The sequence below is a fragment of the Cupriavidus sp. GW823-FHT07A04 genome (assembly GCF_058794615.1).
In genome coordinates this window covers 79500-105205 of record NZ_JBXAHA010000026.1, presented here as the reverse complement: position 1 = coordinate 105205, position 25706 = coordinate 79500, and the positions used below count along the sequence as shown (strand labels likewise).

Below are 25706 nucleotides of genomic sequence, written 5' to 3'. Positions count from 1 at the left end.
GGACGCAGGCTTGAAAACACACATCGCCCCGGGGCGCGGCAGCGACGATAGCGAAGAGTCGCGCACGCTCGACCGCGAGACCTTTGGCAAGCGTCTGCGCAGTGCGCGCAAGGCCTTTGGCTGGACGCTGGCACATCTGGCGGAGCTGTCGGGCGTGTCGATCACCACCATTTCGCGCGCGGAGCGTGGGCAGCTGGCATTGGGCTACGAGAATTTTGCCGCGCTGGGCAAGGCGCTGCGGATGGACATGGGCTCGATGTTCGCGGGCGCCGGCGCGAAGACTGCGCCATTCCAGGGGCCCGTCGTGACGCGGGCCGGAGAGGGCGTGACCTATCGGGGCGTGTCGTTTTCCTATGAATTCCTCGGCACCGAGGCGGTGGGAAAGCAGATGATTCCGGTGGTCAGCACCGTGCACGCGCGCCGTATCGCGGGGCCCGAGGATTTCGCGCGCCATCCCGGGGAGGAGTTCGTGTACGTACTCTCCGGCGAGATCGAGGTGCATTTCGACGGCGGCGAACGGGTGCATCTGGCGCGCGGCGACTCGCTGTACTTCGATGCCCGCATGGGCCACGCCTACATCAGCCTCAGCCGCCAGCTCGCGCGGATCGTCGGCGTGATGACCAGCGAAAGCAGCTTCATGAAGTCCGCCCAGGCCGGGGAGACGGAAGCCGCGCTGAAACCTGCCGCCAGGCGGCCGCAGGGTAAGGGTTGAAGCGTTGAAGCCCTAAAGTATTCCGTCTCCTTGCCGTTAAGCGGCCACGCCTTATTCAATCTGTACGCGAGGAGCTGGCATGCTGAAACGGATCAAGACCCAACAGCTTCAAGTCGGAATGTTCGTGGCCAGGGTGGGGGGGGCATGGCTGGAGCATCCCTTCTGGCGGTCCCGGTTCCTGGTGAATAGCCAGGAACAGATCGACCAGATGATCGCCTCCAAGGTCGAGGAGGTCTGGATCGATCTGCTCAAGGGCAAGGGTGTACCGCCGCCCGCGCAACTCGCGGCATCGGGATCCTTGAGCGTGAAGCCCGTCGCGGACGAGCCGGCCGGCGCCGTGCCGCAGTCGGGGGTGCCGCTGGAGGTGGAGTTCGGGCTGGCCCGGGAGGTGATGAAGAACGGCAAGGCGGTGGTCGGGTCGATGTTCACGAATGCCCGCATGGGCCGGGCGCTGGAGGTGGAGGGCGCCCTGATGCTGGTCGACTCCGTATCGAATTCGCTGACCCGCCATTCGCAGGCCCTGATCGCGCTGGCGCGGCTCAAGGTGCGGGACGACTACACCTATCTGCATTCCTTCGCGGTCTGCGCGCTGATGATCGCGCTCGGCCGCACCCTTGGCCTGGACAATGCCGCGGTGCAACAGCTCGGGCTGGCGGGCCTGGTGCACGATATCGGCAAGATTTCCGTGCCCACGCACGTGCTGCACAAGCAGGGCGAGATGACCGCCGCCGAGGTAGCGATGGTGCAGCGCCATCCTTCGGTGGGTTACCGCGTCCTCAACGAGGCCAAGCTCTACAGCAATATTCCGCTCGATGTCTGCATGCACCACCACGAGCGCATCGACGGGCGCGGCTACCCGTTTGGCCTGCATGGCAACGAGATCAGCGTGCACGCCAAGATCGCCGCGGTGTGCGACGCCTATGATTCCCTGACCTCCAACCGGCCCGGGCACCAGGCGTGGACACCAGCGCGGGCGCTGGAGTATATGGCGGTGCGGGTGGATACGCTGTTCGATCGTACCGTGTTCCAGGCCTTCACCCGGTCCATTGGCATCTATCCGTTGGGCACGGTGCTGCGCTTGCGTTCCGGACGGCTGGCGGTGGTCTTCGCGCAGAACGACAACGAGCCGCTGCGCCCGCAGGTCAAGGTGTTCTACTCGGTGAGCGAGGCCGCTCACCTCGGCCCCGAGACGCTCGATCTGCGCGAGACGGAGGACACCGTGGTGGGGTTCGAGGATCCGGCGCAATGGGGCTTTCGCGACGAGCAGTTGCTTGAGCTCTGCGCGGCTTGATCCCGGCCACGGTGCGGCAATGCCATGCTGGCGTCAGGCGGCCCAGGCCAGCTCCACGATGCGCGCGGCATTGCCCCCGCCCGCGCTGATACCCATGACGGCGCCCCATTCGGGGTCGAAGCGGCTGGCAAGGAAGGCGTCGGCTGTGGCCGCATCGGCATGCTGGAGCATCAAGCAGGCCTGGGCGGTCAGCACCAGCCGCGTGGTGGTGCGGCGTGCCTCGGCCTGCTGCTCTTCCTCGGGCAGGCGCAGCGCCGCGCGCAATGCCGCCACGCTGGCCTGGATGCGCGGCTCGTCCGCGCCGACCACGCTCATGTGTTCCAGCACCCGCAGGTAGTCGTCCGGGTTGCGGCCGATGGCGCGTAGCACGTCCAGGCACATCACGTTGCCGGAGCCTTCCCAGATCGAGTTCACCGGGGCTTCGCGGAACAGCCGGCCCATGGGGCCATCTTCCACATAGCCGTTGCCGCCGAACACTTCCATGGCCTCGCCGGTCATCTCCACCGCGCGCTTGCAGATCCAGAATTTGGAAGCGGGCGTGAGGATGCGGCGCCATGCCAGGCGGGCGGGGTCGTCGGTGGCTTCGAAGGCGGTGGCCAGGTCCATCGCCAGCAGCATCGCTGCCTCCGCCTCCAGCGCCATGTCGGCCAGCAGCCTGACCATCAGCGGCTGGCGGATGAGCGGCTTGCCGAAGGCGCTGCGGTGGCGCGCGTAGTGCAGGGCCTGCACCAGTGCCTGGCGCAGGAAACCGGCGCTCGATAGCGAGCAGTTAAGCCGGCTATACGTGGCCATCTCCAGGATGGTGGGAATGCCGCGGCCTTCCTCGCCGACCATGATGCCCCAGGCAGCGCGGAACTCGACTTCGCTGCTGGAGTTGGAGCGGTTGCCCACCTTGTCCTTCAGGCGCTGGATCTCGATGGGGTTCTTGCTGCCGTCGGGGCGCCAGCGCGGCACGAAGAAGCAGGAGGAGCCGGCCTCGGTGTTCGCCAGCACCAGGTGGGCATCCGACATCGGCGCGGAGAAGAACCACTTGTGGCCGGTGATCAGGTACTCGGCTCCACGCCCCTCGCCGCGGCTGGGCATGGCGCGCGTGGTGTTGGCGCGCACGTCTGAGCCGCCTTGTTTCTCGGTCATGCCCATGCCCACGTTGATCGCGTGCTTGTGCTCGATGGGAAGGTCGCGCGGGTCGTAGGCCTGCGTCAGCAGCTTGTCGCCGAACTGCGCGAACAATCCCGGCTCCTTGCGCAGCACGGGGATGCAGGCCTGGGTCATGTTGGTGGGGCACAGCGAGCCGGATTCGATCTGGCTATGCATATAGAGCGAGGCTGCGTAGGAAGCCCAGGCCGAGGGGCGCGTATCGGCGAAGGGCAGGTTGGCCAGCCCGCTGCGGCGCGCAATGGTCATGAGCGCCTGCCAGCCCGGGTGAAAACGCACCTGGTCGATGCGCTCGCCGATGCGCGAGTGTGTGTGCAGCTCGGGATGATGGCGGTTGGCATCTTCCGCATGCCGGATCGTTTGCTCGGCGCCGAGCACCGCGCCCTGGCGTTCGAGTTCCCCCTCGTTCCATCCCGCGCCGGCGCGGGCAACCGCGCGGCGGATGCCGGGGTCGCTGGTGTAGAGGTTGTAGTCCTTGAGCTCCGGGACCTGGTTGGTGATGACGTGGGTGGCGTGGGTGGCGTGGGTGGCGTTCATGGCGTTCATGGCGGGCTGTCTCCTTGGGCCGGGCGGCCGGGCTTGCCGCCACCCGTTAGATTCGAAAGGTCATTCTAGATAGAATGGCCAGCCTGCATGTTCGGCTTTCGGAGCACCATGAACCCACAGCAAAAAGGCCCGGCAAAGCCGCGCCGCAGGCCGGTGCAGTCGCGCTCATGGCAGACCTCCCTGGCCATCCAGGAGGCCTTTGTTCGGCTTTTGGCCGGGCAGGACTATGGGCACGTGACGATCCGCGCCATCGTGGACCTGGCCGGCGTGGGGCTGGGGACGTTCTACGAGTACTTCGGCAGCAAGGAGGAGCTGGCGCAGGTGTGCCTGCACCTGCGCGCCAAGCGGATCGTGCTGGCGATGGACGGCTACCTGGCGCAGTGCCGGGGCGAATCGATGGCGGCCATCGTGGATGCGCTGATCGCCGTCAACGTAGAGCACCACCGGGAGACGCCGGAGCGCTGGGGGCCGATCTACCTGCTGGAGCGGCATTACTCGGGGCGCGCGGCCTACCAGAAGATGTACGCACGGTTTGTGAACGGGTGGAGCCGGGCGCTGCTATGCGCGGCCGACGCGCCGCAGGCCGCGGTGGTCGAGGAGGCCTCGGTGACGCTGCAGGCCATCGTCTATGGCCTGATCTCGCATGCTTGCATCGATGAGGGGGAGGGGATCGATTTCTCGCGGCTGATGCGACAACTGCGGGGCGCAGCGCATGGATACCTGCGAACGCTTGGCGGGCAGGAAGGCTGAAGGGAGCAAACCAGCGGTATCCCGCTCGCGCAAATGAAAACCGGCGCCATCGGCGCCGGTTTTCCCGTCACGGCAAGCCCGGGTCCACTTACTGGATCTTGGCCTTGTCCTTGAGCGACTTCATCATTGCCTGGAACTGCTCGCGCTGCCAGTTCTGGTCGCCCATCAGCATCTGCACCAGCTGCGGCTTGACTTCCTCGAACGTCGGGATCTTGGCGTCGCGGGTGTCGTCGAGCTGGATGATGTGCCAGCCAAACTGGGTCTTGACCGGGGTTTCGGTCATCTGGCCCTTCTTCAGCGCGGTCATGGCGGCCGAGAACTCCGGCACGTAGCTGCTGCTGTTGGCCCAGTCGAGGTCGCCGCCGTTGGCTGCGGAGCCCGGGTCCTTGGACGAGGCCTTGGCCATGTCTTCGAACTTGGCGCCGGCCTTGATCTTGGCGATGATGGCGCGCGCGTCGGCTTCCTTCTCGACCAGGATGTGGCGGGCGTGGTATTCCTTGCCGCTGCCGAACTGGGACTTAATCTTGTCGTACTGCTTGCGCAGTTCGTCGTCGCTGGCGCCGTGGGTCTTGACGTAGTCCTCGAACACGGCACCGGCCAGCACGTTCAGCTTGGCTTGCTCCAGTTGTTCCTGCAGGTCGTCGCGCTGGGTCAGGCCGCGCTTGTTGGCTTCCTGCAGCAGCAGCTCACGGTCGATCAGCATGGTGCGGGCACGGTCGCGCAGTTCTGCGCTGGGAGGCTGTCCGGTGCCGGCTACGAGCTTGTCCAGCTTGGCCGAGGGGATCGCCTTGCCATTCACGACGGCGGCGTTCTGGGCGAGGGCGGGCAAGCTGCCAGCGGCAAGCACAGCCGCCAGGCTGAACGAGAGGACTGTGGTCTTCATGGAATCAGATCTGAGAGTTGCTCGAGGAATCGCGGGAGGTTTCGCGGGATTCAAGTTCTTGGTCAGTCAGCGCGGTCACCGCCAGCGCGTGGATTTGCGCGGGGAATAGATCGCGCAGCGCATCATACACCATGCGATGGCGCGCCACCCGGGTGCTGCCGGCAAATTGCGCGCTGACGATGGTGACGTGGTAATGCCCGCCGCCGGAGGCGGCGCCGGCGTGGCCGGCGTGCAGCGCGCTGTCGTCGCGTACTTCGATGCTGGACGGCGAAAGGGCTGCGCGCAGCAGGGCTTCGATTTGTGCGGGTTCTGCGGCCATCGGTGAATGCGTATCCTGGTGGGGCCCGGCCGGAGCCGGGAGATCAATCGAGGCAGGCGCGGCGGGCTGGGCCCGCCGGTGCGCTTACTCGGGGGTGTTTTCCTGCATGTGGCGGGACAGCCAGACGCTTTGTGCCAGGATGAACACCAGCATCAGGCCCATGCTGCCGAACAGCTTGAAGTTGACCCAGGCGTCGGTGGAGAACTGGTAGGCCACATAGAGGTTGACCACGCCCATCACGGCGAAGAAAGCGGCCCAGGCGGCGTTGAGCTTGCCCCAGGCGGCTTCCGGCATGGTGACCTGCTTGCCCAGCATGGCGCGGATCAGGTTCTTGCGCCAGATCAGCGCCGACAGGGTCAGCGTGGCGGCAAACAGCCAGTACAGCACGGTGGGCTTCCACTTGATGAAGGTCTCGTTATGCAGCAGCAGCGTGGCGCCGCCGAACACCGAGATGATCGCCAGGCTGACCCACTGCATCGGCTCGACCTTGCGGTGGCGCAGCCAGACCCAGCCGATCTGCACCACGGTGGCGGCGATCGCCACGCCGGTGGCGGCATAGATGCCAGCGAACTTGAAGGCGACGAAGAACAGGATGACCGGAAACAGGTCGAACAGGAATTTCATGCGAACAGGATTGAGCGACGCAAGGTCGAAGGCTTGGTTGGCGGCGAACCGCCGCGCGGGCGGTTCGGGCTTAGCGCGGCGTGTCGGGCGATGTCGGCGCGGCGTCACCCGCGTTGAGGTCGGCAGGGTCGCGCTGGTCGAATTTTAGCGCAGCCGAGTTGATGCAGTAGCGCAAACCGGTGGGCGCGGGGCCATCTTCGAAAACGTGGCCAAGGTGGCTGCCGCATTCCTTGCAGCGAACCTCCACCCGGACCATGCCGTGCGTGTGGTCGGTGTGCTCGTCGATCACCTCGCCGTTGATCGGGCGGAAGTAGCTCGGCCAGCCGCAACCGGCGTCGAACTTGGTGCTGGCTTCGAACAGCGGTGTGCCGCAGCCGACACAACGGTAGGTGCCGCGCTCCCAGTGATCCCAGTAGCGGCCGGTGAAGGGCCGCTCGGTGGCGGCTTCGCGGGCAACGCGGTACTCGATGTCGGAGAGTTGCTCGCGCCACTCGGCTTCGGTTTTTTGCGTGGTCATAATCGGCTTTCCTTTCTCGTTGGCCGGGAGACTTGGCCGGCGCACAGCTTGTTGCGCAGCCCGCTTTTCGTCACCCGAGGCCAGTTGGTCGTTTCTTGCCTGTCAAACCTTACGGTGCTTGCAGTGGTGCCGCGCCTTCACGACGAACAGCTCACTTCCAGCCCGGCTGCCCAGTCCGGCGGCAGCGCGGCGTAGCCCTCGGCCTCCGGCTGCTCGTCGAACGGGCGCGACAGCACGGCCAGCAGGCGATCCACCTCGCTGAAATCGTTCTCGCGCGCGCGCTGGATGGCGGTTTCTGCCAAGTGGTTGCGCAGCACGTACTTCGGGTTGACCGCCAGCATGGCCACAGCGCGCACGGCGTCAACGGAGTTCTCGGCACGCAGGCGGGCGCGGTAGGCCTCGGCCCAGGCATCCCACGCCGCGCGGTCCAGGAACAGGTCACGCACCGGGGCATCCTGGCTGCCATCGGCGCAGGAGATGCGGGCGAGGTTGCGCCAAAACAAGGTGTAGTCCACACGCTGGGCGTGCATCAGCTGGAACAGGTCAGTCAGCAGCGGCTCGTCGTCGGCATCGGGGCCGCCCGTCGGGCGCAGGCCAAGCTTGTCCCGGTATTGCTGGAAGAAGGCTGCGGCATAGCGTTCGCGGAACGGATCCAGCGCGGCGCGCGCGGCTTCTACCGCGGCGTCGGTGGCCGCTTTGCTGGTTTCGGCGTCGGCCTTGCCATCGCCCTCTCGCCACAGCGGCATCAGTGCCTGGGCCAGGCAGTGCAGGTTCCAGAACGCAACCTGCGGCTGCTGGCTGTAGGCATAGCGGCCTTGCGAATCGGAATGGTTGCAGATGTGGTTGGCGTCGAACGCATCGAGGAAGCCAAAGGGGCCGTAGTCGATGGTCAGTCCGAGGATCGACATATTGTCGGTGTTCATCACGCCATGGCAGAAGCCCACGGCCTGCCACCTGGCCATCAGGTCGGCGGTGCGCAGGGAGACTTCACGCAGCAGGGCCTGGTAGGGCTGCTTGTCGTCGCGGCACTCGGGCATGAAGCGGTCGATCACGAAATCCGCCAGCTGGCGCAGCGAGCCGAGGTCCTCGCGGGCCGCGAAATGCTCGAAATGGCCAAAGCGGATAAAGGACGGCGCCAGGCGCGTCACCACGGAGGCGGTCTCGATGGTCTCGCGGCGCACCGGGGCGTCCGATCCGATGATGCACATGGCGCGCGTGGTGGGCACGCCCAGCGCCTGCATCGCCTCGGAGCACAGGTATTCCCGGATCGAGGAGCGCAGCACGGCGCGGCCATCGGCCATGCGCGAGTAGGGCGTCATGCCGGCGCCCTTGAGCTGGATTTCCCAGGGGCCGGAGGCGGTGCGCGCCTCGGCCAGGCGTATCGCCCGGCCGTCGCCCAACTGCCCCGCCCAGACCCCGAACTGATGGCCGGAGTACACGCTGGCGAGGGGATCTGCCCACTCGGGCACGTGATTTCCTGCAAAAGTTTCGATGAAGCTACGCTGCGTTGCGGCATCCGCATCCCAGCCCAGCAACCCGGCTGCGGAGGCCGACACGCTGACCAGCCTGGGGGAGGGTAGCGGCGTCGGCGCGAGCCGTGTAAAGAAGCGCGGGCCGAGTTCCGCAAAGCCAGGCACGGCAGTAAACGGCGGCCGCGGCTCGGCAGCATTCAATGGGGCGGGGCCGGCGGGGTCTGGCAAGGCTTGGGGGGCGTCGGTTGGCTCGGGAGAGTTCACTGGGGCATCACTATGGGTGGCTGGGCGGTGCAGCGCCGGCATGTCGGATTTCGCGCAAGTGCGCTTGCAGGCTAGGGAAAACGACATGTTGAGGTGCAACATGGCAGGCGTTATTGTACTTCCACGCCGTCATTCGCATCTCTGACCGTCGTTGTCACCACAATGTTTCCGGATATCCCTTGAATCCCGCCCCTGGCGCACCGCCATGGTGCCGGGGTGCAGCCCGCCGGCCTCCCGGATATGGCGCTGCACAACGGATTCCCGTTGACGTTTCATCAATGGATGGCAACAATCGGCCCAAAAATAGAACGGTTGTTCGTTTTTTTGACGGATTTCGAAAATTACAGGAGACTATTCCATGGCATTGATGGGTCAAATGATGAGCGAACCCCTGCTCATTTCCTCCATCATCAAGCACGCCGCACGCCACTATGGCGGCACGGAAATCGTCTCGCGACGGACCGAAGGCGATCTGCACCGTTATACCTACCGCGATTGCGAGCTGCGCTCGCGCAAGCTGGCCCAGGCCATCGCCGCGCTGGGCGTGCAGTCGGGCGACCGTGTTGGCACGCTGGCCTGGAATGGCTATCGTCACCTGGAGATCTACTACGGCGTATCGGGCTCGGGAGCGGTATGCCATACCGTCAACCCGCGCCTGTTCCCAGAGCAGGTCGCCTACATCATCAACCATGCCGAAGACCAGTACGTGTTCTTCGACGCCACCTTCCTGCCACTGGTCGAAGGCGTGGCGGCGCATTGCCCGGGCGTGAAGGGCTGGGTGATGATGAGCGACCGCTCGCACATGCCGGCGCAAGCCAAGGTGCCGCTGCTGTGCTACGAGGACCTGATCGACGCGCAGGACGGCAACTACACGTGGCCGCAGTTCGATGAGAACACGGCCTCCAGCCTGTGCTACACCTCCGGCACCACCGGCAACCCCAAGGGCGCGCTGTATTCGCATCGCTCCACCGTGCTGCACTCCTACGCATCGGCGCTGCCGGACGCGCTGGGCTGCTCGGCGCGTGACGTGATCCTGCCCGTGGTGCCGATGTTCCACGTCAACGCCTGGGGTCTGCCGTATTCGGTGCCGCTGGTGGGCGCCAAGCTGGTGCTGCCGGGCGCCAAGCTGGACGGTGCTTCGGTCTACGAGCTGTTCGAGAAGGAGAAGGTGACCTTCTCGGCCGGCGTGCCCACGGTATGGCTGGGCCTGCTGCAGCATGTGCAGGCCAACAATCTCAAGTTCTCCACCTTCAATCGCACCGTGATCGGCGGCTCGGCGGCGCCGCCCGCCATGATCCGCGCGCTCAAGGCGCTCGGCGTGGAGACCATTCACGCCTGGGGCATGACGGAGATGTCCCCGCTGGGCACGTCCTGCAAGCTGCTGGCGCGCCACAATGACCTGCCGGAAGACGAACAGCAGAAGATCCAGGAAAAGCAGGGCCGCGTGATCTACGGCGTGGACATGAAGATCGTCGACGGCGACGGCAACGAGCTGCCCTGGGATGGCAAGGCGTTCGGCGACCTGCACGTGCGCGGCCCCTGGGTGATCGAGCACTACTACCGCAACGACGCGTCGCCGCTGGTGGATGGCTGGTTCCCCACGGGCGACGTGGCCACCATCGACCCCGACGGCTACATGCAGATCACCGACCGCAGCAAGGACGTGATCAAGTCCGGCGGCGAGTGGATCTCCTCGATCGATATCGAGAACGTGGCGGCCGCCCACCCGGCGGTGCATATGGCGGCCTGCATTTCCTGCTATCACCCCAAGTGGGACGAGCGCCCGCTGCTGGTGGTGATGAAGAAGGCCGGCGCCGAGGTGACGCGCGAGGAATTGCTGACGTACTTCGAAGGCAAGGTCGCCAAATGGTGGATCCCCGACGACGTTGCCTTTGTCACCGAGATTCCGCTCACCGCTACTGGCAAGATGCAGAAACTCAAGCTGCGCGAGCAGTTCAAGGACTACCGCCTGCCGGCGGCCTGACCCCAAGGCGGCCATAGAGCCGCCAATGCTTGCCGGGCGTTGATGCCGGCGATTGCAGGACAGGTTTGCGGCGCGCGCGGTCTTGGGAGAGAGCGCCGCCGCGAATCGGGATCAACCACAGCCAACAATAAAACCGAAGGAGACAAGCATGATCAGATTGCGTCCGCTCGTGGCAGCTACGGCCATTTTCGCGGCAATGGGTTCCGGGGTTGCGGCTGCCGATACGGTGAAGATCGCCTTTATCGACCCGCTGTCCGGCCTGATGGCGCCGGTGGGGCAGAACCAGCTAAAGAGCTGGCAGTTTGTCGCGGACATCGCCAACCAGAAGAACTGGGGGGGCGGGAACAAGTTTGAAGTGGTTGGCTTTGACAACAAGCTCTCGCCACAGGAAAGCCTGACCATCCTCAAGCAGGCGGTGGACCAGGGCATCCGCTATATCGTGCAGGGCAACGGCTCCTCCGTGGGCCTGGCGCTGGAAGACGCGGTGGCCAAGCACAACGAGCGTAATCCGGGCAAGGAGATCGTTTACCTGAACTACGCCGCGGTGGATCCGGACATGACCAACGGCAAGTGCAACTACTGGCACTTCCGCCTGGACGCCAATTCCGACATGAAGATGGAGGCGCTGACCACTTACCTGGCCAAGGATCCCAGCGTCAAGAAGGTCTACCTGATCAATCAGAACTACTCCTTCGGCCACCAGGTGGCGCGCGCCGCCAAGGAATACCTGAAGCGCAAGCGTCCGGACATCCAGATCGTCGGCGAAGACCTGCACCCGCTGGCGCAGGTCAAGGACTTTGCCCCTTATGCGGCCAAGATCAAGGCCTCCGGGGCCGACACGGTGATCACCGGTAACTGGGGCAGCGACCTCGCGCTGCTGATCAAGGCCGGCAAGGACGCGGGCCTGAGCACCAACTACTACACCTACTACGCCGCCACCACCGGCGTGCCGACCGCCATGGGTCCGTCGGAAGCCGGGCACGTCAAGTACGTCGGCTACTACAACCCCAACAACAAGGGCTTCAAGGGCGCGGACGTCATCGAAGGCTTCAAGAAGAAGTACAACGATGACTTCTACGTGATGGCCGCATACACCGGCATCGCCATGCTGGGCAAGGCGTTCACGGACGTCAAGTCGACGGATCCGGTCAAGGTGGCCAAGGCGCTCGAAGGCCTCAAGGCCGAAAGCCTGAATGGCACGGTGGAGATGCGCGGCTCGGATCACCAGGCCCAGCAGTCGCTGGTGGTGGCTACCTGGACCAAGGTTGACGGCAAGGAGGTCAAGTTCGACCAGGAAAACACCGGCTTTGGCTGGAAGACCGATGCGCTGATGGATCAGTACGTGGCAGCGCAGCCGACTTCCTGCCAGATGAAGCGCCCGGGCTAAGCTCGCGCGCGGCGGATGGCGCGGCCAGTTCCGGCGCGCCACCCGATCCTGCATACTTCGGTCGACCCGGCGCGGCGCATGCCGCTTTCGGGTGGGCGGCGCTCACCCGCGCGCGCCCGTTCTCCGACCGGCCGATCGGTGGCCGCCAACTGGCCACGTGCGTCAGAATGAAGGATAAGTTGTGGAATTCTTCGTCATTTCCCTATTGAACGGCGTCAGCTACGGGCTGTTGCTGTTCATGCTCTCTTCCGGGCTTACGCTGATCTTCAGCATGATGGGCGTGCTGAACTTCGCGCACGCCAGCTTCTACATGCTGGGCGCGTACTTCGCCTACACCATTGCCAGCAAGATCGGCTTCTGGCCCGCGCTGATCTTCGCGCCGCTGCTGGTGGCCGGCGCTGGCGCGCTGGTGGAGCGCTTCGGGCTGCGCACCGTGCACAAATACGGGCACGTGGCGGAGCTGCTGTTTACCTTCGGCCTGGCTTACCTGATCGAGGAAGGCGTGAAGCTGGTATGGGGCCTTGCCGCCGTACCCTACCGCATCCCGGCAGAGCTGGACGGGCCGCTGTTTACCGTATTCACCTCCTCGTTCCCCAAGTACCGCGCCTTCATGATGGTGGTGTCGCTGGCCATGCTGGTGGCGATCTACCTGGTGCTCACCCGCACCCGCATCGGGCTGGTGATCCAGGCCGCGCTGACGCATCCGGAAATGGTCGAGGCGCTTGGCCATAATGTGCCGCGCGTGTTCATGATGGTGTTCGGTGGTGGCGCTGCGCTGGCGGGGCTGGCCGGCGTGATCGGCGGCAATGCCTTTATCACCGAGCCGTCGATGGCGGCGGCGGTGGGGTCGATCATCTTCGTGGTGGCGGTGGTGGGCGGCATGGGGTCTTTAGTGGGGGCGTTCATTGCCTCGCTGCTGATCGGCGTACTGCAGACCTTTGCCGTCACGCTTGACGCCTCGCTGGCTGGCCTGCTGGGCTCGATCGGCCTGCAGGTTACCGACAGCACGCCGCTGTCCTCGCTATGGAAGCTCACGGTGGCGCAGGTTGCCCCGGTACTGCCGTATCTGTTGCTGGTGGTGATGCTGATCTTCCGCCCGCGTGGTTTGATGGGCACCAGGGAGGGTTGATAGCATGAGCATGGAGACGACAATGCAACAACGCCGCGAGACGGTTGTGACCGGCAGCACCATGCGCTACCGCCCGATGAACCTGGCACGCTGGGCGATCTGGGGCCTGACCGCGGCCCTGATGCTGGTGATGCCGCTGTTCTTCACCGGCGGGTTCGCCATCACGCTGATGTCCCAGATGGGCATCATGATTATTTTCGCGCTGTCCTACAACATGCTGCTCGGGCAGACCGGCATGCTGTCGTTTGGCCATGCGGTGTACGCGGGCCTGGGCGCCTTCATCGCCATCCACGTGCTCAATATGGTGGGGGCGGGCAAGGTATGGCTGCCGGTGTCGCTGCTGCCGGTGGTGGGCGGCCTGGCCGGCGCCTTCTTCGGCGTGCTGTTCGGCTATGTCACCACCAAGAAGTCCGGCACCACCTTCGCGATGATCACCATGGGCATCGGGGAAATGGTATTTGCCAGCTCGCTGATGTTCCCGGATTTCTTCGGCGGCGAGGGCGGCATCTCCACCAACCGCATGGTGGGAGACCCCGTGTTCGGCATCACCTACGGACCCGGGCGCCAGGTGTACTACCTGATCGCGGTGTGGTGCCTGTTGTCGATGGTGGCCATGTACGCCTGGACCCAGACGCCGCTCGGCCGCATTGCCAACGCGGTGCGTGACAACCCGGAACGGGTGGAATTCATCGGCTACAACACGCAGCGCGTGCGTTACCTGGTGCTGATCCTGTCGGCGTTCTTCGCCGGCATCTCGGGGGCGCTGTCGGCCATCAACTTCGAGATCGTGTCGGCCGAGAACGTCAGTGCGGTGCGCTCCGGCGGGGTGCTGCTGGCAGCCTTCATTGGCGGCGCGGGCGTGTTCTTCGGGCCGGTGATCGGCGCGGTGGTGTTCATCCTGTTCGCGGTGGCGCTGTCGGACCTGACCAAGGCCTGGCTGCTGTACCTTGGCCTGTTTTTCGTGCTGATGGTCATGTTCGTGCCGGGCGGCATCGCCAGCTTGCTGATGATGCAGGTGCCGCTGCTCGCGCGCGGCAAGCTGCGCGCCATGTTGCCCGACTACGGCCGCGCCGCGGCTGCCGGGCTGGTGCTGCTCGCCGCGGTGATCCTCACCGTGGAGCTGGTCTACAAGGTGCAGGTGGACAGCGCCAACGGGACGGAGATGTCGCTGTTGCGCATCGGCTTCGACGCCGCGACGGTGAAGCCGTGGCTGGTGGCCGCAGCGTTGTGGGTGGCCGGCCTGCTGGCTTGCCGCGCCGCGCGCGCGCGGGTGCGCGCCACGTGGGACAAGGTACAGGCCGAAATGGCGGGAGGCACGGCATGAGCGCCGCACTGGAACTGAACGACGTACGCAAGAAATTCGGCCAGACCGAGATCATCCGGGGCGTCAACCTGAGCATCCCCAAGGGGGAGCGGCATGCGCTGATCGGCCCCAACGGCGCCGGTAAATCGACCACCTTCAACCTGATCTCGGGGCGCTTCGCGCCAAGCTCGGGCACGGTCAGGCTGAATGGGCAGGAGATCGGCGGGCTGCAGCCATTCGTGATCAACCGCATGGGACTGTCGCGCAGCTTCCAGATCACCAATATCTTTCACCGCTTGTCGGTGTTCGAAAACCTGCGCTGCGCGGTGCTCTGGTCATTGGGCTACAAGTATTCGTTCTGGCATCGCCTGTCCGAGCTGCGCGACGCGCGCGAGCGGGCGGACGAAGTGCTGGAGCTGATCGGGCTGCAGCACCGCCATAGCACCCAGGCCAGCCTGCTGACCTATGCGGAACAGCGCGCGCTGGAGATCGGCATCACCATCGCCGGCGGCGCCGAGGTGATCCTGCTGGACGAGCCCACGGCCGGCATGAGCCGCTCGGAGTCCGACCATGCGGTGGAACTGATCCGCCGCGTCACCGTGGGCAAGACCCTGGTGATGGTGGAGCACGACATGAGCGTGGTGTTCGGGCTGGCCGACCGGATCTCGGTGCTGGTCTACGGCGAGGTCATCGCCACCGACACGCCCGAGGCCATCCGCGCCAACCGCAAGGTCAAGGAAGCCTACCTGGGCACGACCCTGGACGAACCTGCTACTGAGGGAGCGCACTGATGGGCAAGCGCATGCTGGACGTGCAGGGCCTGCACGCCTACTACGGCAAAAGCCATATCCTCCACGGCGTCGACGCGCATATCGACGAAGGCGAGATCGTCGCGCTGCTGGGCCGCAACGGGGTGGGGCGCTCGACCATGGCCAAGGCCATCCTCGGCATGGTCAAGGCGGAGGGCTCGGTGCGCTTTCGCGACGAAGAGATCCTCGGGCGGCGCACCTTCGAGATCGCCCACCTGGGCGTGGGCTACGTGCCGGAGAACCGCGATATCTTTCCCACGCTCACGGTGCGCCAGAACCTGCAGCTCGGGGAGAAGCGCAATCCGCGCCAGTCCAAGCCTCGCTGGACGGTGCAGGACATGTACAACATGTTCCCGCGCCTGAAGGAGCGCGAGAATACGTCAGCCGGCGTGCTCTCCGGCGGCGAGCAGCAGATGCTCACGCTGTGCCGCACCCTGATGGGCGACCCCGACCTGGTGCTGATCGACGAGCCTACCGAAGGGCTGGCCCCGATGATCGTCGCGCTGGTGGGCGATTACCTGAAGGTCTTGAAGGAGCGTGGCGTGTCGGTGCTGCTGATCGAGCAGAAGCTGGCTATCGCGCTGGATATCTCGCAGCGGGTCTATGTGATGGGGCACGGGCACATTGTGTTCGAGGGCACGCCTGGGGACCTGAAGGCCAATGCCGCCATTCGCAAGGAATGGCTGGAAGTGTAGGCCGGATGGGTGTCCTCGTTAGCCCGGGACACCCATCCACGCCGGCTCGTGCGCCGGCACTGCCCTGAGGCCAATTACTTCGCCCTCAGGAACTCACCGACCTCAAGCAGCACCAGTTCATTGTCGTCGGCCTTGTTAGGCTCGCGGCTGCTGGAGAAGGGCAGGTTGTTGTCGTTGCCGACCACGATATGGGTCGGGTCGACCACATCCACGTTCTCGATGGTGAAGAACGGGAACTTGAGCACGCCTTCATTGAGCGGCTTGCGGGCCAGCTTGTCGGGGTCGGCGATATTGAGCAGGTCGATGTAGCCGATCTTGCGCACCGGGCCGCCCGCGTTGGCGTCGCTCAGTTCGATCTTGTAGATGCGCTTGAACTTGGCGATATCCGAGAAGCAGTCGTTGCGCTTCTGGCCTTCGGGGCAGGCTTTGTCGGCCGTGCCTTCGCCGTTATCGCGCTCGATGATGAGGCCGGTGCTGGCGTCGATCATGTTGAAGTCGCCGATGGCGTTGCCATTGGCTTCCAGCGGGTACTTCCATGAGCGGCCCGTCCACTTGCCGGCCTGGGTGTCGAACTCCAGCACCCGCAGGGCTTCCTTGCCGCCGATACGCTCAAAATCCTTGGTTTCGGCGCTCCACACGGGGCCTTCCAGCAGCGCGTAGAGCTTGCTGCCGTCCGGTGATGAGGCCATGCCTTCGAAGCCCTTGGAGCGCTTGACCTGGAAGTCCACCGCGCCGCCCGGCACGCCCGGCGTGGTCACGGCGGGATGGTCCGGCGAGCGGACGACCTTGCCGTCGACCAGCGTGTCGTACACGGCCAGCACCTTGCCTTGCAGGTCGGCCTTGATCAGGAAGGGCCCGAACTCGTCGCCGATCCACAGCGCGCCGCCGGCGAACTGGAAGCTTTCCGTGTCGAAGTCCGAACCGGTCAGGTAGCGTTGCCTGGTGCCTTCGTGGACGACGCGGAAGGGCACCTTCTTGTCCGGATCGTGCAGGAACACAGTGCCCAGGCGATGGAGCTTGCCGCTCTTGAAGTCCACCTTGTAGTGATTCAGGTAGAGCATGAAGTCCGGCGAGTTGGCCTTGCTGCCGGCGCCGTTGTCGGTCAGCACCCAGAAGCTGCCGTCCGCCATGTGCTTGATGCCGGAATGGCCTTGCAGCGGCTGGCCCTTGAAGGGCAGCGAGACGCCCGTCGGCCGGTTGTTCGACTGGCCTTCCACCGCGCCGATCTTTTCCACGCGCGCGCCGGTGGTGAACTTGCCGCTCTCCTGCAGGTCCTGCGGCGCGTCCTTGGGCGCGGCGATATAGCTCTGCGCGGGCAGGATGGCGTGGCCGGCGAGGGTGGCGGGGTAAGCGGCAGGGGCTGTGGCCTGGGCCGCGGCGGGCAAAGCCCAGGCCGCAGCGGTGACGGCGATAACGGCAATGACGGTCGCGGACGGGAGGATGCGCATGTAGGAGAAAAGTGGTGTCGAAAGACCGCTACGATGCATGGGCCACGTGACGGTGGCGTGATGAAGGCGTGACGCTCGCGTGACAGATAAGTGTCTCGGTCTGACAACAGCCGCGCGCGCTGATCTGATCGTCAACATTGCCAGATCACGCCATTGCGCATTACGATCGTTTCCCTTCATTCATCAATCGCACTGCAAAGGAGAGCACACCATGAAAACGTCGACGCATCCTTGCAGGCCGCGCCAGGTTTAATCGTTCCGCCGCGCAAGCGCATTGCCAAATTGGCATCGCGTTGCGCGGTGAGTTGCATTGCCCGGCTCCGGCCTGCCACATCAGATTCTTTCTCTTATCTGGATGGTATATGGGCAATGGCATCAAGCATCTGTCCGAACGCGTATCGCTGATCGCGTCGGACCACACCTGGATCGAAGGCGACGCGATCCAACAACTTCACCACACCGCTAGTCTCGCCGGCATGGAGCGAGTCGCCGGCATGCCTGACTTGCATCCTGGCCGGGGCTATCCGGTGGGCGCGGCCTTTTTCTCCAGCGGCCGGCTTTATCCTGCGCTGGTCGGCAATGACATCGGCTGCGGCATGGCGCTGTGGCGCACGGAGCTGGACGCGACCAGGATCGGCGCGGACCAGCTGGAGAAGCGGCTCGGCAATATCGATGGGCCGCTCGACGCGTCATGGGCCGAGGCCGTGGCGCAGGTCGTGGCCAGCCAGTCGCTGCAAGGCGTGGGGCACGAGCACGCGCTGGGCACGATCGGCGGGGGCAATCACTTTGCCGAAGTGCAGCAGATCGACGAGATTCTCGACGAAGCCGCGGTGGCGGCGCTCGGGCTGGAACGCCGCCGGCTGGTGCTGCTGGTGCACAGCGGCTCGCGCGGGCTCGGCCAGGCAATCCTGCAAGCTCAGATCGAGCGCTTCGGCCACAGTGGCTTGAGCGGCGGCAGCCAGGATGGCGCCGACTATCTGGCCAGGCATGCGCAGGCGATGCGTTTCGCGCAAGGCAACCGCGAGCTGGTCGCGCGCCGCATGCTGGACCGGCTGCGGGGCGGCGGCGAGCGGGTGCTCGACGTCGACCACAACTTCCTGGCCGCGGCCACGATCGACGGCATTGCCGGCTGGCTGCACCGCAAGGGCGCCACGCCGGCCGATGCCGGCCCGGTGGTGATCCCGGGCTCGCGGGGAGATTACAGCTACCTGGTCGAGCCGGTCGCCGATGCGCGCAGCTTGTTGTCGCTGGCGCACGGCGCGGGCCGCAAATGGATGCGCGGCGAGTGCAAGAGCCGCTTGTCGGGGCGCTTTACCGTCGAGCAACTAAGCCGGACGCGCTTTGACAGCCGCGTGATCTGCCGCGACCGGCAACTGATCTACGAGGAGGCGCCGCAAGCCTACAAGCCCATCGAGAGCGTGGTGGCGGCGCTTTGCGACGCGGGCCTGGCAAGGCCGCTGGCGCGCCTGCGCCCCGTGCTCACATACAAGACCAGCGGGGAGTGCTGCCGATGATCCTGCTACAACTTTCCGCGGCGCAAGGGCCATCCGAATGCTGCCTGGCAGTCAGCCGGGCGCTCCGGCGCCTGCTGCACGAGGCGACGCTTTGCGGCGTGCAGATCGAGATCATCGACGAGGAGGGTGGCGAGCGCGCGGGCACCCTGCGCTCGGTGCTGGTGAGCCTGGATGGCGAGCCGGCGCCGGACTTGGCGCGCCAGTGGGAGGGCACGGTGCAATGGACTTGCCAGAGCCCTTACCGGCCCCGGCATGCGCGCAAGAACTGGTTTATCGGCGTGGCGCGTTGCGCTGCGCCGTCGCCAGCCCTGGCGGGCGAGATCCGCTTTGAGACCTGCCGGGCCTCCGGGCCAGGCGGGCAGCACGTGAACCGTACCGAGTCGGCTGTGCGCGCCATCCATGTGGCGACCGGCATCAGCGTCAGGGTGCAGTCCGAGCGCAGCCAGCATGCCAACAAGCGCATTGCCACGTTGCTGATTGCGCACAAGCTGGCGCAGCAGGCGGACCAGAGCATGCTCGCCCAACGCGCCCAGCGGCGCTTGCTGCACCATCAGGTGGAGCGCGGCGCCCCGGTGCGGGTATTCAAGGGGGAGCGCTTCGAGCCGGCCTGAGGCAAGGACATGACGCGGCGCCTGCATTACGGACGCCGCGCCGGTGCCGGGGCGCTGGTGCCTGTCTCTATGCAGCGCCTTCATTCGCTGTTGGTGTCCTCGTCGCCAGCGTCATCCAGTACCTCTCGGACAGCCGCTTCAATCACGTCGAAGGAGGCTTGCGGAACGCGATCGGAAAAACGCTTGCGCCGCTTCTTGGAGATGACGCCATCGTTGTCGAGGCAGATGACCACCAGCGTCGCCAGATCATTGCCACGGACGTCGATTCGCTCGTTCACCCGCCGCATCACCTGATCATAGCGCCCAAGGAAAACCGTTTCCTGGCGCAACTCCACATCCAGTGCCTGCGCCGCCATCCGGAAACCGAATTCGACGCAATGCGTGGCATCCCAGTAGCGAAAGATCGAATCGTCCGTCTTGAACTCGAACTGGTATTCGCCTTCGTCGATCCAGGTAACCCTCACCCGCTCACGGGCCTGGCGTGAGTACGATTGGAGCGCAACAAGATAGTCCGCCTCATTTCGCTTCATGGCGACTGACACAGGCAGGAGCAGTCCCTTCGCCAGCTTCCCGGACGTGCACAGGGCTTTGTGAAAGAGGAATCGCGACAGCCGTCCATTGCCATCCATGAACGGATGAATGAAGACAAAGCCGAACGACGCGATGCTCGCAGCAACGATGGGGTCGGTCTGGCTCGGTGCGTCGTTGGCGAACGCCATCCACGCGTCCATGAGTGGCTCGACCAATTCCGGCCATGGCGGCACGTACGTTACGCCACTAGCGCCGCGCCCTGGCCCTCGGAGCCAGTTCTGCTCGCCCCGGAACTGCACGGCCTGATCGAGCGGGTTGAGCACGGTCGACGACTGCAATTCAGCCAGGTAGTCCTCGGTAAGGCGTTGGCCTTCATGGGCTTGGCGAAGGAGCTGGACAAAGGCACGAGCCTTGTCTTCGCTCGGGGCCTCATGCTCAATCGCATAGGAATCCTCTGTTTCATGCAGATAGGCCCAGGCTAGCGCACGGTCAAGCATGGCAGGTCCGAGGCTCTTCAGGAACGCGTTGGCACGCCCCGGGATGTCGGAGGCGATCCCGGCCTCGATCGCCGGTGTGCGTTCGACCGTGGCGCAGTAAGCCAGGGAGCCTAGTCCGTTGAAATCTACCCGCCACCGTGCATCGCGGCGCGAGGGGCCCGTGATATAGCGAGCTGGATCGAATACGCTCACATAGCCGACCGTGATCTCCGGCCGACCCTCAAGCCGCTGGCCACTGAAGTGTTCCCAGAGAAACGCCGCGACCCGGATGTATTGGCCATTAGGTGTTTGGTGCAGCGCTGCAAGCATTTGCGCCGCGGGGATTGTTGGGAGCGCTTGAGCCAGGATTTGGAGATTGACCCCTTCGTGCTTCAAGGCGAACAGAACGTGATCCAGTGGCTGGGCTGATTGTGGTGCCACCTGTGCCGGAATGGCCAGCAGTCCGTTGCCTGGCATCACCTTTGTGACCGGCTGTATTCGCGCTGGCTGCGCTAGGGCAAACGCAGTCAACTCACCTGTTCGACGAAGAAACTCATACCCCACTGCGCTCATATTTTTCTCATCGCCCCATGTTTTTTCGCATTATTGCATGACGCATCCTCTTTTTTGTAAGAAGTTACTTTTAAGTAACTTTATACGGCGATGCCAGATGGTGGTGGTGAGGTTTTTTCTTAGCCGCTTATGATTTTTGCCAGTTTTCAAGTGATGGATCAGATTTTTGCCAGTCGGTGTTGTGATCAATCCTGACGTTGACGAATTATCTACATTTGGATAACCTGTCCATATGAAAAAACGCACACCAGAACGCACGCCCGAGCAGCAAGCGCTGCTCGAGCAACTCAAGCAGGTGGCCCAAGGTTTGAGCGAGACCTTCGCGCCCTTTTGCGAGGTGGTTGTTCACGATCTGCTGGACCCCAAGCACGCCATTCTCGCCATCCATAACAACCTGTCGGGCCGTCAGGTGGGAGACCCCGCAACCGAGCTGGGCCTTGCCCGTATCGCCGACCCCGAGTATCCGCAGGTGATCGCCAACTATGCGAATCAGTTCGCCGACGGGCGGCAGGCCAAGAGCACGTCGATCGGCATCAAGGATTCGGCCGGGGGCTATGTGGCCGCCCTGTGCATGAACGTCGACCTGACGCTGTTCCGCAGCTTGCAGAACGTGCTGGGCCAGTTTGGCAGCGTGGACGCGGGCGCAGCCATGAAGGAGTCGCTCGACCCGGCCGGCGCAGATGCCATCCGGGCCCGCATCGACCAGTTTGCCGCACGGCTGGCCACCACGCCGCGATCCCTCAAGGCCGAAGACAGGCGTGCGTTGCTGCGCGAGCTCAAGGAGGCGGGGTTCATGGAGGTGCGCCGCGCCATGGAAATCGTGGCGCTGCATCTCGGCGTGTCGCGGGCTACGGTGTACAGCTATGCCAAGTGAAGCGCGCTTGCTCCTGCTCGACAAGAACCAGGTCGAGTCACTGCTGCAGCCGGCAGATGCCATGGAGGCGGTGAGCGAAGCCTTTGCCCTGCATAGCCAGGCAGAGGGCCGTGTCTTTCCGCTGGTTCGGGAGCCGCTGGCGACCGGTGGCGTGTTCGGCATCAAGTCCGGCGACGTCCAGTCGCAAGGCCTGCTGGGTTTCAAGGCGGCTGGATTCTGGCCGGCCAACCGCGAGGTGGGCGGCGAGCCGCATCAGGCCACGATCATGCTGATCGATCCGGCAACCGGGCGGCCAGTGTGCATGATCGATGGCAACGCCGTCACCACGATGCGCACCGGTGCCGCCGGCGGCCTTGGGCTTCAGTGGCTGGCACGCCAGGACAGCGAGCGCCTGTGTCTGTTCGGCACCGGCGTGCAGGCGCGGATTCAGTTGACGTTTGCCCTTGCGCTGCTGCCCTCGCTCAATCAGGTTCAATACGTTACGGTAACGGGCCAGCCCGACGCGGCGTTCGAGCGCGCCTTTGCCGAGCGCTGTGAGATCTCCCATGCCCCTGAGCGCAATGCGGCAGTGGCGGGCAGCGACGTAGTCATCACCGCTACGCCTGGCGGCGGTGCGCTGTTCGACCTGCAAGCCGTGCAGCCAGGCACGCACCTGAACTGCGTGGGCGCGGACACGCGCGGCAAGCGCGAGTTGCCCGACGGCCTGCTGGCGCGCGCGCGGCTGTTCGTCGACGATCGGGCCCAGGCCCGCCAGATCGGCGAGACGCAGTGGGCGCCGGACACGCCTTGCACGGAAATCGGCGACGTGCTGGGCGGCAAGGTGCGAGTTGAGCGCCACGGCACCGACATCACCATCTTCGATATGACAGGCCTGGCCTTGCAGGACCTGACGGTGGCCCGCCTGCTCCAGCGGCGCGCCGCCACCGCGCAAGCTGGCACCAGCATCCACTGGCCCTGGTAGCCTTTTTACTCAAACGAGACTTACGATCATGCTGAATCTACCGACCTTTGATGATGTGTCAGCCGCCGCTGCGCGGCTTGAGGGCTACGCGCACCGCACCCCCGTCATGCGCTCGCGCACCGCGGACAAGGAAGTGGGCGCTGAGCTGTTCTTCAAGTGCGAGAACCTGCAACGCATGGGCGCTTTCAAGTTTCGTGGCGCCTTCAACGCGTTGTCGAAGTTCGACGAAGGCCAGAGGCGGGCGGGGGTGGTGGCCTTTTCCTCGGGTAACCACGCGCAGGCCATCGCGCTCTCGGCCTCCCTGCTCGGCATGCCGGCGACGATCATCATGCCGCATGACGCGCCGGCCGCGAAGGTTGCCGCGACCAAGGGCTACGGCGGCAAGGTGGTGATCTATGACCGCTATACCGAGGACCGCGAGGCAATCGGCCGCAAGCTGGCCGAGGAACAGGGCCTGACGCTGATCCCGCCGTATGACCACCCGGATGTCATCGCCGGGCAGGGCACCGCCGCCAAGGAGTTGTTCGAGGAAACCGGCGAGCTGGATGCCCTGTTTGTCTGCCTTGGCGGCGGCGGGCTGCTTTCCGGGTCCGCGTTGTCCGCGCGCGCGCTGTCTCCCCAATGCAAGATCTACGGCGTGGAGCCTGCCGCTGGCAACGACGGCCAGCAGTCGTTCCGCACTGGCTCGATCGTGCATATCGAGACACCCAAGACCATCGCCGACGGCGCGCAGACGCAGCACCTTGGCAACTACACGTTCGAGATCATTCGCCGCGATGTCGATGACATCGTTACCGCGACCGACGACGAGCTGGTCGACTGCATGCGCTTTTTCGCGTCGCGCATGAAGCTGGTGGTGGAGCCCACCGGCTGCCTCGGCTTTGCCGCCGTGCGTGCCATGAAGGCCGAACTGCAAGGCAAGCGCGTGGGTGTCCTCATCAGCGGCGGGAACATCGATATCGACCGGTTCGCCGCGTTGCTTGCTGGCTGATTGGCCCGATCCGCGCGCGGGCCGGGCGGTGCGCATGGCACCGCCCGGCCATGCCGCGTGGCGCAGGTGACGTTGGCCCCGGCGGCGTGATTGCCGGGGTCGGCGGCATCGCAGCCAGGAACAGATTCGACCATTCCTACCGATCGCCATTCGTGTGAGCCTGTCCATCAGGCTGCGCGCGCGATGGCGTTTGCCTTCACCGGGATCCCCACTCGGTATCGCTATCGCATGCCTGGCCTCGCTCTGGCCATTCCCTCCATTGTTTCCGCTTTGCTGCCGTTGCCCGAAGGCATGCGCCTGCGTGCGCCTGTCGCCGGCGCTGTGCACTCATCTTGCCGAAACACTTCGGGTTTTCATTGTGTTGACGTTTTATCTAGTGTTGGATAATCTGTCTTATCGACATGGGCGGGATGCAGTGTGCGTCGATATTGGAAACTGGCCAGGAGGCGAAGCTTTGAAAACCACTAACAAACTTACCCGCTGGATCATGCTCAGCATGGTCCTGGGTGTCATCGTCGGCTATGCCTGTCACCGCATGGCGGCCGACGCGGCAGCGGCCAAGACGATTGCCGGGAATTTCTCGATCATCACCGAGATCTTCCTGCGCATGATCAAGATGATCATCGCCCCGCTCGTGTTTGCGACCCTGGTCTCGGGCATCGCGAGCATGGACGACACCAAGGCAATTGGCCGCATCGGCGCCAAGGCCTTGACATGGTTCCTCCTCGCGTCACTCGTGTCGCTGAGCATCGGACTGCTGTTCGTGAACCTGGCGCAACCCGGTGTCAGCCTGAACATGGTTCTGCCGGACGCTGGCGCAAGCACGAATCTCAAGACCGGCGCACTCAACTTGAAAGAGTTCGTCACGCATATTTTCCCGAAGAGCATCTTCGAGGCCATGGCGACCAATGAGATCATGCAGATCCTGATCTTTTCGCTTTTCTTCGGCATTGCGCTGGGCAAGACGACCGGTGGCTCGGGCCAATTCCTGAAGCGGTCCGTCGACGAACTGATGCACGTGATGCTGCACATCACGAATACGGTGATGTTGTTCGCGCCGGTCGGCATCTTTGCGGCGCTTGCCGCGGCCATCACCGTGCAGGGCCTTGACGTACTGGTGACCTATGGCAAGTTCATTGGCGCGTTCTATCTCGCTTTGCTGGCCCTGTGGGCCGTGCTCTTTATCGCGGGCTATGTGGTTCTCAAGGGGCGTATGTTCGATCTGGCAAAGGGTATCCGCGAACCCATGATGATTGCCTTTTCCACCGCCAGCAGCGAGGCGGCTTACCCGAAGATGATCGAGCGGCTGCAGCGCTTCGGGGTGAAGAAGCGCCTGGTCGGCTTTGTACTGCCGCTGGGATACTCCTTCAACCTCGACGGTTCCATGGTGTATCAGGCGTTTGCGGCGGTCTTTATCGCGCAGGCCTTCGATATCCATATGTCGCTCGGGCACCAGATCACCATGCTGCTGATCCTGATGGTCAGCAGCAAGGGCATGGCCGCGGTCCCGCGCGGCTCGCTGGTGGTGGTAGCAGCCATCTTGCCGATGTTCGGCTTGCCGGAGGCTGGGCTGTTGCTGGTGATGGGAATCGATCAGTTCCTGGATATGGGGCGCACGGCGACCAATGTCCTGGGCAATAGCATTGCCACTGCCGTCGTTGCCAAATGGGAGGGAGAGTTGGGGACCGAGGAAGAGTTTGACCCGCTCTGCGTCGATGTGGCCGCCGGTCACGGCGAACCGGTCGCACCAGCGATACCCTCCCCGGCGCGCATGGCTTGATCGCACGGAAAAGCAATTTGCTTATGAGAATGCCGGGCATGCTCTTATAAGAAAGATATTGTTTCGCTGGGGCGGAGTGCGCAATACGCTACGCACTTTGCCCGAGT

Annotated in this window: 24 protein-coding genes; 15 read left to right on the top strand and 9 right to left on the bottom strand. The window is 64.5% G+C overall.

The window, feature by feature from the left end:
• Positions 1–10 precede the first annotated feature (10 nt).
• Both AC1Q7Q_RS34985 and AC1Q7Q_RS34980 read left to right on the top strand, forming a co-directional pair.
• Complete coding sequence (locus AC1Q7Q_RS34985; RefSeq protein ID WP_492374555.1) at positions 11–712, top strand: helix-turn-helix domain-containing protein; 702 nt, start codon at positions 11–13, stop codon at positions 710–712.
• Between the two features lie 79 nt (positions 713–791).
• A complete protein-coding gene (locus AC1Q7Q_RS34980; protein WP_492374556.1) occupies positions 792–2003 on the top strand; it encodes an HD-GYP domain-containing protein in 1212 nt (403 codons plus the stop codon).
• 33 nt (positions 2004–2036) lie between these two features.
• Here AC1Q7Q_RS34980 and AC1Q7Q_RS34975 read toward each other — a convergent pair whose 3' ends face one another.
• On the bottom strand, positions 2037–3704 hold the full coding sequence (locus AC1Q7Q_RS34975) for an acyl-CoA dehydrogenase family protein (protein WP_492374557.1): 1668 nt from the start codon (positions 3702–3704) through the stop codon (positions 2037–2039).
• 108 nt (positions 3705–3812) lie between these two features.
• Between AC1Q7Q_RS34975 and AC1Q7Q_RS34970 the strand changes: the two genes are divergently transcribed.
• The gene (locus tag AC1Q7Q_RS34970; protein ID WP_492374558.1) at positions 3813–4454 is read left to right on the top strand and encodes a TetR/AcrR family transcriptional regulator; all 642 of its coding nucleotides are present in this window, start codon (positions 3813–3815) and stop codon (positions 4452–4454) included.
• Between the two features lie 88 nt (positions 4455–4542).
• Here the strand turns inward: AC1Q7Q_RS34970 and AC1Q7Q_RS34965 are convergent, their stop codons facing one another.
• From AC1Q7Q_RS34965 to AC1Q7Q_RS34945, 5 genes are all read right to left on the bottom strand, one after another.
• Positions 4543–5337 (bottom strand): peptidylprolyl isomerase, encoded by a 795-nt coding sequence (locus AC1Q7Q_RS34965; RefSeq protein ID WP_150990285.1) that lies wholly within the window; start codon positions 5335–5337, stop codon positions 4543–4545.
• Between the two features lie 4 nt (positions 5338–5341).
• A complete protein-coding gene (locus tag AC1Q7Q_RS34960; RefSeq protein ID WP_150990287.1) occupies positions 5342–5656 on the bottom strand; it encodes a BolA family protein in 315 nt (104 codons plus the stop codon).
• Positions 5657–5740: 84 nt separating this feature from the next.
• Positions 5741–6280 (bottom strand): septation protein A, encoded by a 540-nt coding sequence (locus tag AC1Q7Q_RS34955; protein ID WP_174426400.1) that lies wholly within the window; start codon positions 6278–6280, stop codon positions 5741–5743.
• A 70-nt stretch (positions 6281–6350) separates the two neighbouring features.
• A complete protein-coding gene (gene msrB, locus AC1Q7Q_RS34950) occupies positions 6351–6797 on the bottom strand; it encodes a peptide-methionine (R)-S-oxide reductase MsrB (protein ID WP_492374560.1) in 447 nt (148 codons plus the stop codon).
• A gap of 137 nt (positions 6798–6934) precedes the next feature.
• Positions 6935–8575, bottom strand: coding sequence for a protein adenylyltransferase SelO (locus AC1Q7Q_RS34945; RefSeq protein WP_477133974.1), 1641 nt, complete (start codon positions 8573–8575; stop codon positions 6935–6937).
• 316 nt (positions 8576–8891) lie between these two features.
• Here AC1Q7Q_RS34945 and AC1Q7Q_RS34940 point away from each other — a divergent pair, with 316 nt between their 5' ends.
• The 6 genes from AC1Q7Q_RS34940 to AC1Q7Q_RS34915 all read left to right on the top strand — a co-directional run bounded on the left by AC1Q7Q_RS34940 (position 8892) and on the right by AC1Q7Q_RS34915 (position 15840).
• The gene (locus AC1Q7Q_RS34940; RefSeq protein ID WP_492374561.1) at positions 8892–10517 is read left to right on the top strand and encodes a 3-(methylthio)propionyl-CoA ligase; all 1626 of its coding nucleotides are present in this window, start codon (positions 8892–8894) and stop codon (positions 10515–10517) included.
• 148 nt (positions 10518–10665) lie between these two features.
• Positions 10666–11904 carry a branched-chain amino acid ABC transporter substrate-binding protein gene (locus tag AC1Q7Q_RS34935; protein WP_492374562.1) on the top strand — a complete coding sequence of 413 codons (1239 nt, stop codon included), beginning with the start codon at positions 10666–10668 and terminating at the stop codon, positions 11902–11904.
• A 181-nt stretch (positions 11905–12085) separates the two neighbouring features.
• The gene (locus tag AC1Q7Q_RS34930; protein WP_150990296.1) at positions 12086–13033 is read left to right on the top strand and encodes a branched-chain amino acid ABC transporter permease; all 948 of its coding nucleotides are present in this window, start codon (positions 12086–12088) and stop codon (positions 13031–13033) included.
• A gap of 10 nt (positions 13034–13043) precedes the next feature.
• Positions 13044–14357 (top strand): branched-chain amino acid ABC transporter permease, encoded by a 1314-nt coding sequence (locus tag AC1Q7Q_RS34925; RefSeq protein ID WP_043351905.1) that lies wholly within the window; start codon positions 13044–13046, stop codon positions 14355–14357.
• A complete protein-coding gene (locus AC1Q7Q_RS34920) occupies positions 14354–15127 on the top strand; it encodes an ABC transporter ATP-binding protein (protein WP_043346660.1) in 774 nt (257 codons plus the stop codon). Before AC1Q7Q_RS34925 ends, AC1Q7Q_RS34920 begins: the two co-directional genes overlap by 4 nt.
• Entirely contained in the window at positions 15127–15840 is a 714-nt protein-coding gene (locus AC1Q7Q_RS34915) for an ABC transporter ATP-binding protein (protein WP_043346656.1), read from the top strand. The genes AC1Q7Q_RS34920 and AC1Q7Q_RS34915 overlap by 1 nt, the downstream gene beginning before the upstream one ends.
• A gap of 74 nt (positions 15841–15914) precedes the next feature.
• On the opposite strand, the gene AC1Q7Q_RS34910 is transcribed toward AC1Q7Q_RS34915, so the two are convergent.
• Entirely contained in the window at positions 15915–17288 is a 1374-nt protein-coding gene (locus AC1Q7Q_RS34910) for an esterase-like activity of phytase family protein (RefSeq protein ID WP_492374563.1), read from the bottom strand.
• A gap of 176 nt (positions 17289–17464) precedes the next feature.
• Positions 17465–17599 (bottom strand): hypothetical protein, encoded by a 135-nt coding sequence (locus AC1Q7Q_RS34905; RefSeq protein ID WP_492374564.1) that lies wholly within the window; start codon positions 17597–17599, stop codon positions 17465–17467.
• Positions 17600–17650: 51 nt separating this feature from the next.
• Between AC1Q7Q_RS34905 and AC1Q7Q_RS34900 the strand changes: the two genes are divergently transcribed.
• Positions 17651–18802 carry an RNA ligase RtcB family protein gene (locus AC1Q7Q_RS34900; protein WP_492374565.1) on the top strand — a complete coding sequence of 384 codons (1152 nt, stop codon included), beginning with the start codon at positions 17651–17653 and terminating at the stop codon, positions 18800–18802.
• A complete protein-coding gene (prfH, locus tag AC1Q7Q_RS34895) occupies positions 18799–19413 on the top strand; it encodes a peptide chain release factor H (protein ID WP_492374566.1) in 615 nt (204 codons plus the stop codon). Before AC1Q7Q_RS34900 ends, prfH begins: the two co-directional genes overlap by 4 nt.
• Before the next feature lie 80 nt (positions 19414–19493).
• Here the strand turns inward: prfH and AC1Q7Q_RS34890 are convergent, their stop codons facing one another.
• Complete coding sequence (locus tag AC1Q7Q_RS34890; RefSeq protein ID WP_492374567.1) at positions 19494–20993, bottom strand: Fic family protein; 1500 nt, start codon at positions 20991–20993, stop codon at positions 19494–19496.
• A gap of 232 nt (positions 20994–21225) precedes the next feature.
• Here AC1Q7Q_RS34890 and AC1Q7Q_RS34885 point away from each other — a divergent pair, with 232 nt between their 5' ends.
• From AC1Q7Q_RS34885 to AC1Q7Q_RS34870, 4 genes are all read left to right on the top strand, one after another.
• Positions 21226–21867 carry a helix-turn-helix transcriptional regulator gene (locus AC1Q7Q_RS34885; RefSeq protein ID WP_253931174.1) on the top strand — a complete coding sequence of 214 codons (642 nt, stop codon included), beginning with the start codon at positions 21226–21228 and terminating at the stop codon, positions 21865–21867.
• Entirely contained in the window at positions 21857–22828 is a 972-nt protein-coding gene (locus AC1Q7Q_RS34880; protein WP_492374568.1) for an ornithine cyclodeaminase family protein, read from the top strand. Before AC1Q7Q_RS34885 ends, AC1Q7Q_RS34880 begins: the two co-directional genes overlap by 11 nt.
• A 28-nt stretch (positions 22829–22856) precedes the next feature.
• Entirely contained in the window at positions 22857–23819 is a 963-nt protein-coding gene (locus AC1Q7Q_RS34875; RefSeq protein ID WP_492374569.1) for a threo-3-hydroxy-L-aspartate ammonia-lyase, read from the top strand.
• A gap of 454 nt (positions 23820–24273) precedes the next feature.
• Positions 24274–25599, top strand: a complete 1326-nt coding sequence (locus AC1Q7Q_RS34870; protein ID WP_492374580.1) for a dicarboxylate/amino acid:cation symporter — start codon at positions 24274–24276, stop codon at positions 25597–25599.
• Positions 25600–25706: the final 107 nt, after the last annotated feature.

Coding starts and splice junctions, on each gene's coding strand:
- AC1Q7Q_RS34980 (WP_492374556.1), top strand. CDS start 792: ATGCTGAAACGGATCAAGACCCAACAGCTTCAAGTCGGAATGTTCGTG.
- AC1Q7Q_RS34975 (WP_492374557.1), bottom strand. CDS start 3,704: ATGAACGCCATGAACGCCACCCACGCCACCCACGCCACCCACGTCATC.
- AC1Q7Q_RS34970 (WP_492374558.1), top strand. CDS start 3,813: ATGAACCCACAGCAAAAAGGCCCGGCAAAGCCGCGCCGCAGGCCGGTG.
- AC1Q7Q_RS34965 (WP_150990285.1), bottom strand. CDS start 5,337: ATGAAGACCACAGTCCTCTCGTTCAGCCTGGCGGCTGTGCTTGCCGCT.
- AC1Q7Q_RS34960 (WP_150990287.1), bottom strand. CDS start 5,656: ATGGCCGCAGAACCCGCACAAATCGAAGCCCTGCTGCGCGCAGCCCTT.
- AC1Q7Q_RS34955 (WP_174426400.1), bottom strand. CDS start 6,280: ATGAAATTCCTGTTCGACCTGTTTCCGGTCATCCTGTTCTTCGTCGCC.
- msrB (WP_492374560.1), bottom strand. CDS start 6,797: ATGACCACGCAAAAAACCGAAGCCGAGTGGCGCGAGCAACTCTCCGAC.
- AC1Q7Q_RS34945 (WP_477133974.1), bottom strand. CDS start 8,575: ATGCCGGCGCTGCACCGCCCAGCCACCCATAGTGATGCCCCAGTGAAC.
- AC1Q7Q_RS34940 (WP_492374561.1), top strand. CDS start 8,892: ATGGCATTGATGGGTCAAATGATGAGCGAACCCCTGCTCATTTCCTCC.
- AC1Q7Q_RS34935 (WP_492374562.1), top strand. CDS start 10,666: ATGATCAGATTGCGTCCGCTCGTGGCAGCTACGGCCATTTTCGCGGCA.
- AC1Q7Q_RS34925 (WP_043351905.1), top strand. CDS start 13,044: ATGGAGACGACAATGCAACAACGCCGCGAGACGGTTGTGACCGGCAGC.
- AC1Q7Q_RS34920 (WP_043346660.1), top strand. CDS start 14,354: ATGAGCGCCGCACTGGAACTGAACGACGTACGCAAGAAATTCGGCCAG.
- AC1Q7Q_RS34915 (WP_043346656.1), top strand. CDS start 15,127: ATGGGCAAGCGCATGCTGGACGTGCAGGGCCTGCACGCCTACTACGGC.
- AC1Q7Q_RS34910 (WP_492374563.1), bottom strand. CDS start 17,288: ATGCGCATCCTCCCGTCCGCGACCGTCATTGCCGTTATCGCCGTCACC.
- AC1Q7Q_RS34905 (WP_492374564.1), bottom strand. CDS start 17,599: ATGCAACTCACCGCGCAACGCGATGCCAATTTGGCAATGCGCTTGCGC.
- AC1Q7Q_RS34900 (WP_492374565.1), top strand. CDS start 17,651: ATGGGCAATGGCATCAAGCATCTGTCCGAACGCGTATCGCTGATCGCG.
- prfH (WP_492374566.1), top strand. CDS start 18,799: ATGATCCTGCTACAACTTTCCGCGGCGCAAGGGCCATCCGAATGCTGC.
- AC1Q7Q_RS34890 (WP_492374567.1), bottom strand. CDS start 20,993: ATGAGCGCAGTGGGGTATGAGTTTCTTCGTCGAACAGGTGAGTTGACT.
- AC1Q7Q_RS34885 (WP_253931174.1), top strand. CDS start 21,226: ATGAAAAAACGCACACCAGAACGCACGCCCGAGCAGCAAGCGCTGCTC.
- AC1Q7Q_RS34880 (WP_492374568.1), top strand. CDS start 21,857: ATGCCAAGTGAAGCGCGCTTGCTCCTGCTCGACAAGAACCAGGTCGAG.
- AC1Q7Q_RS34875 (WP_492374569.1), top strand. CDS start 22,857: ATGCTGAATCTACCGACCTTTGATGATGTGTCAGCCGCCGCTGCGCGG.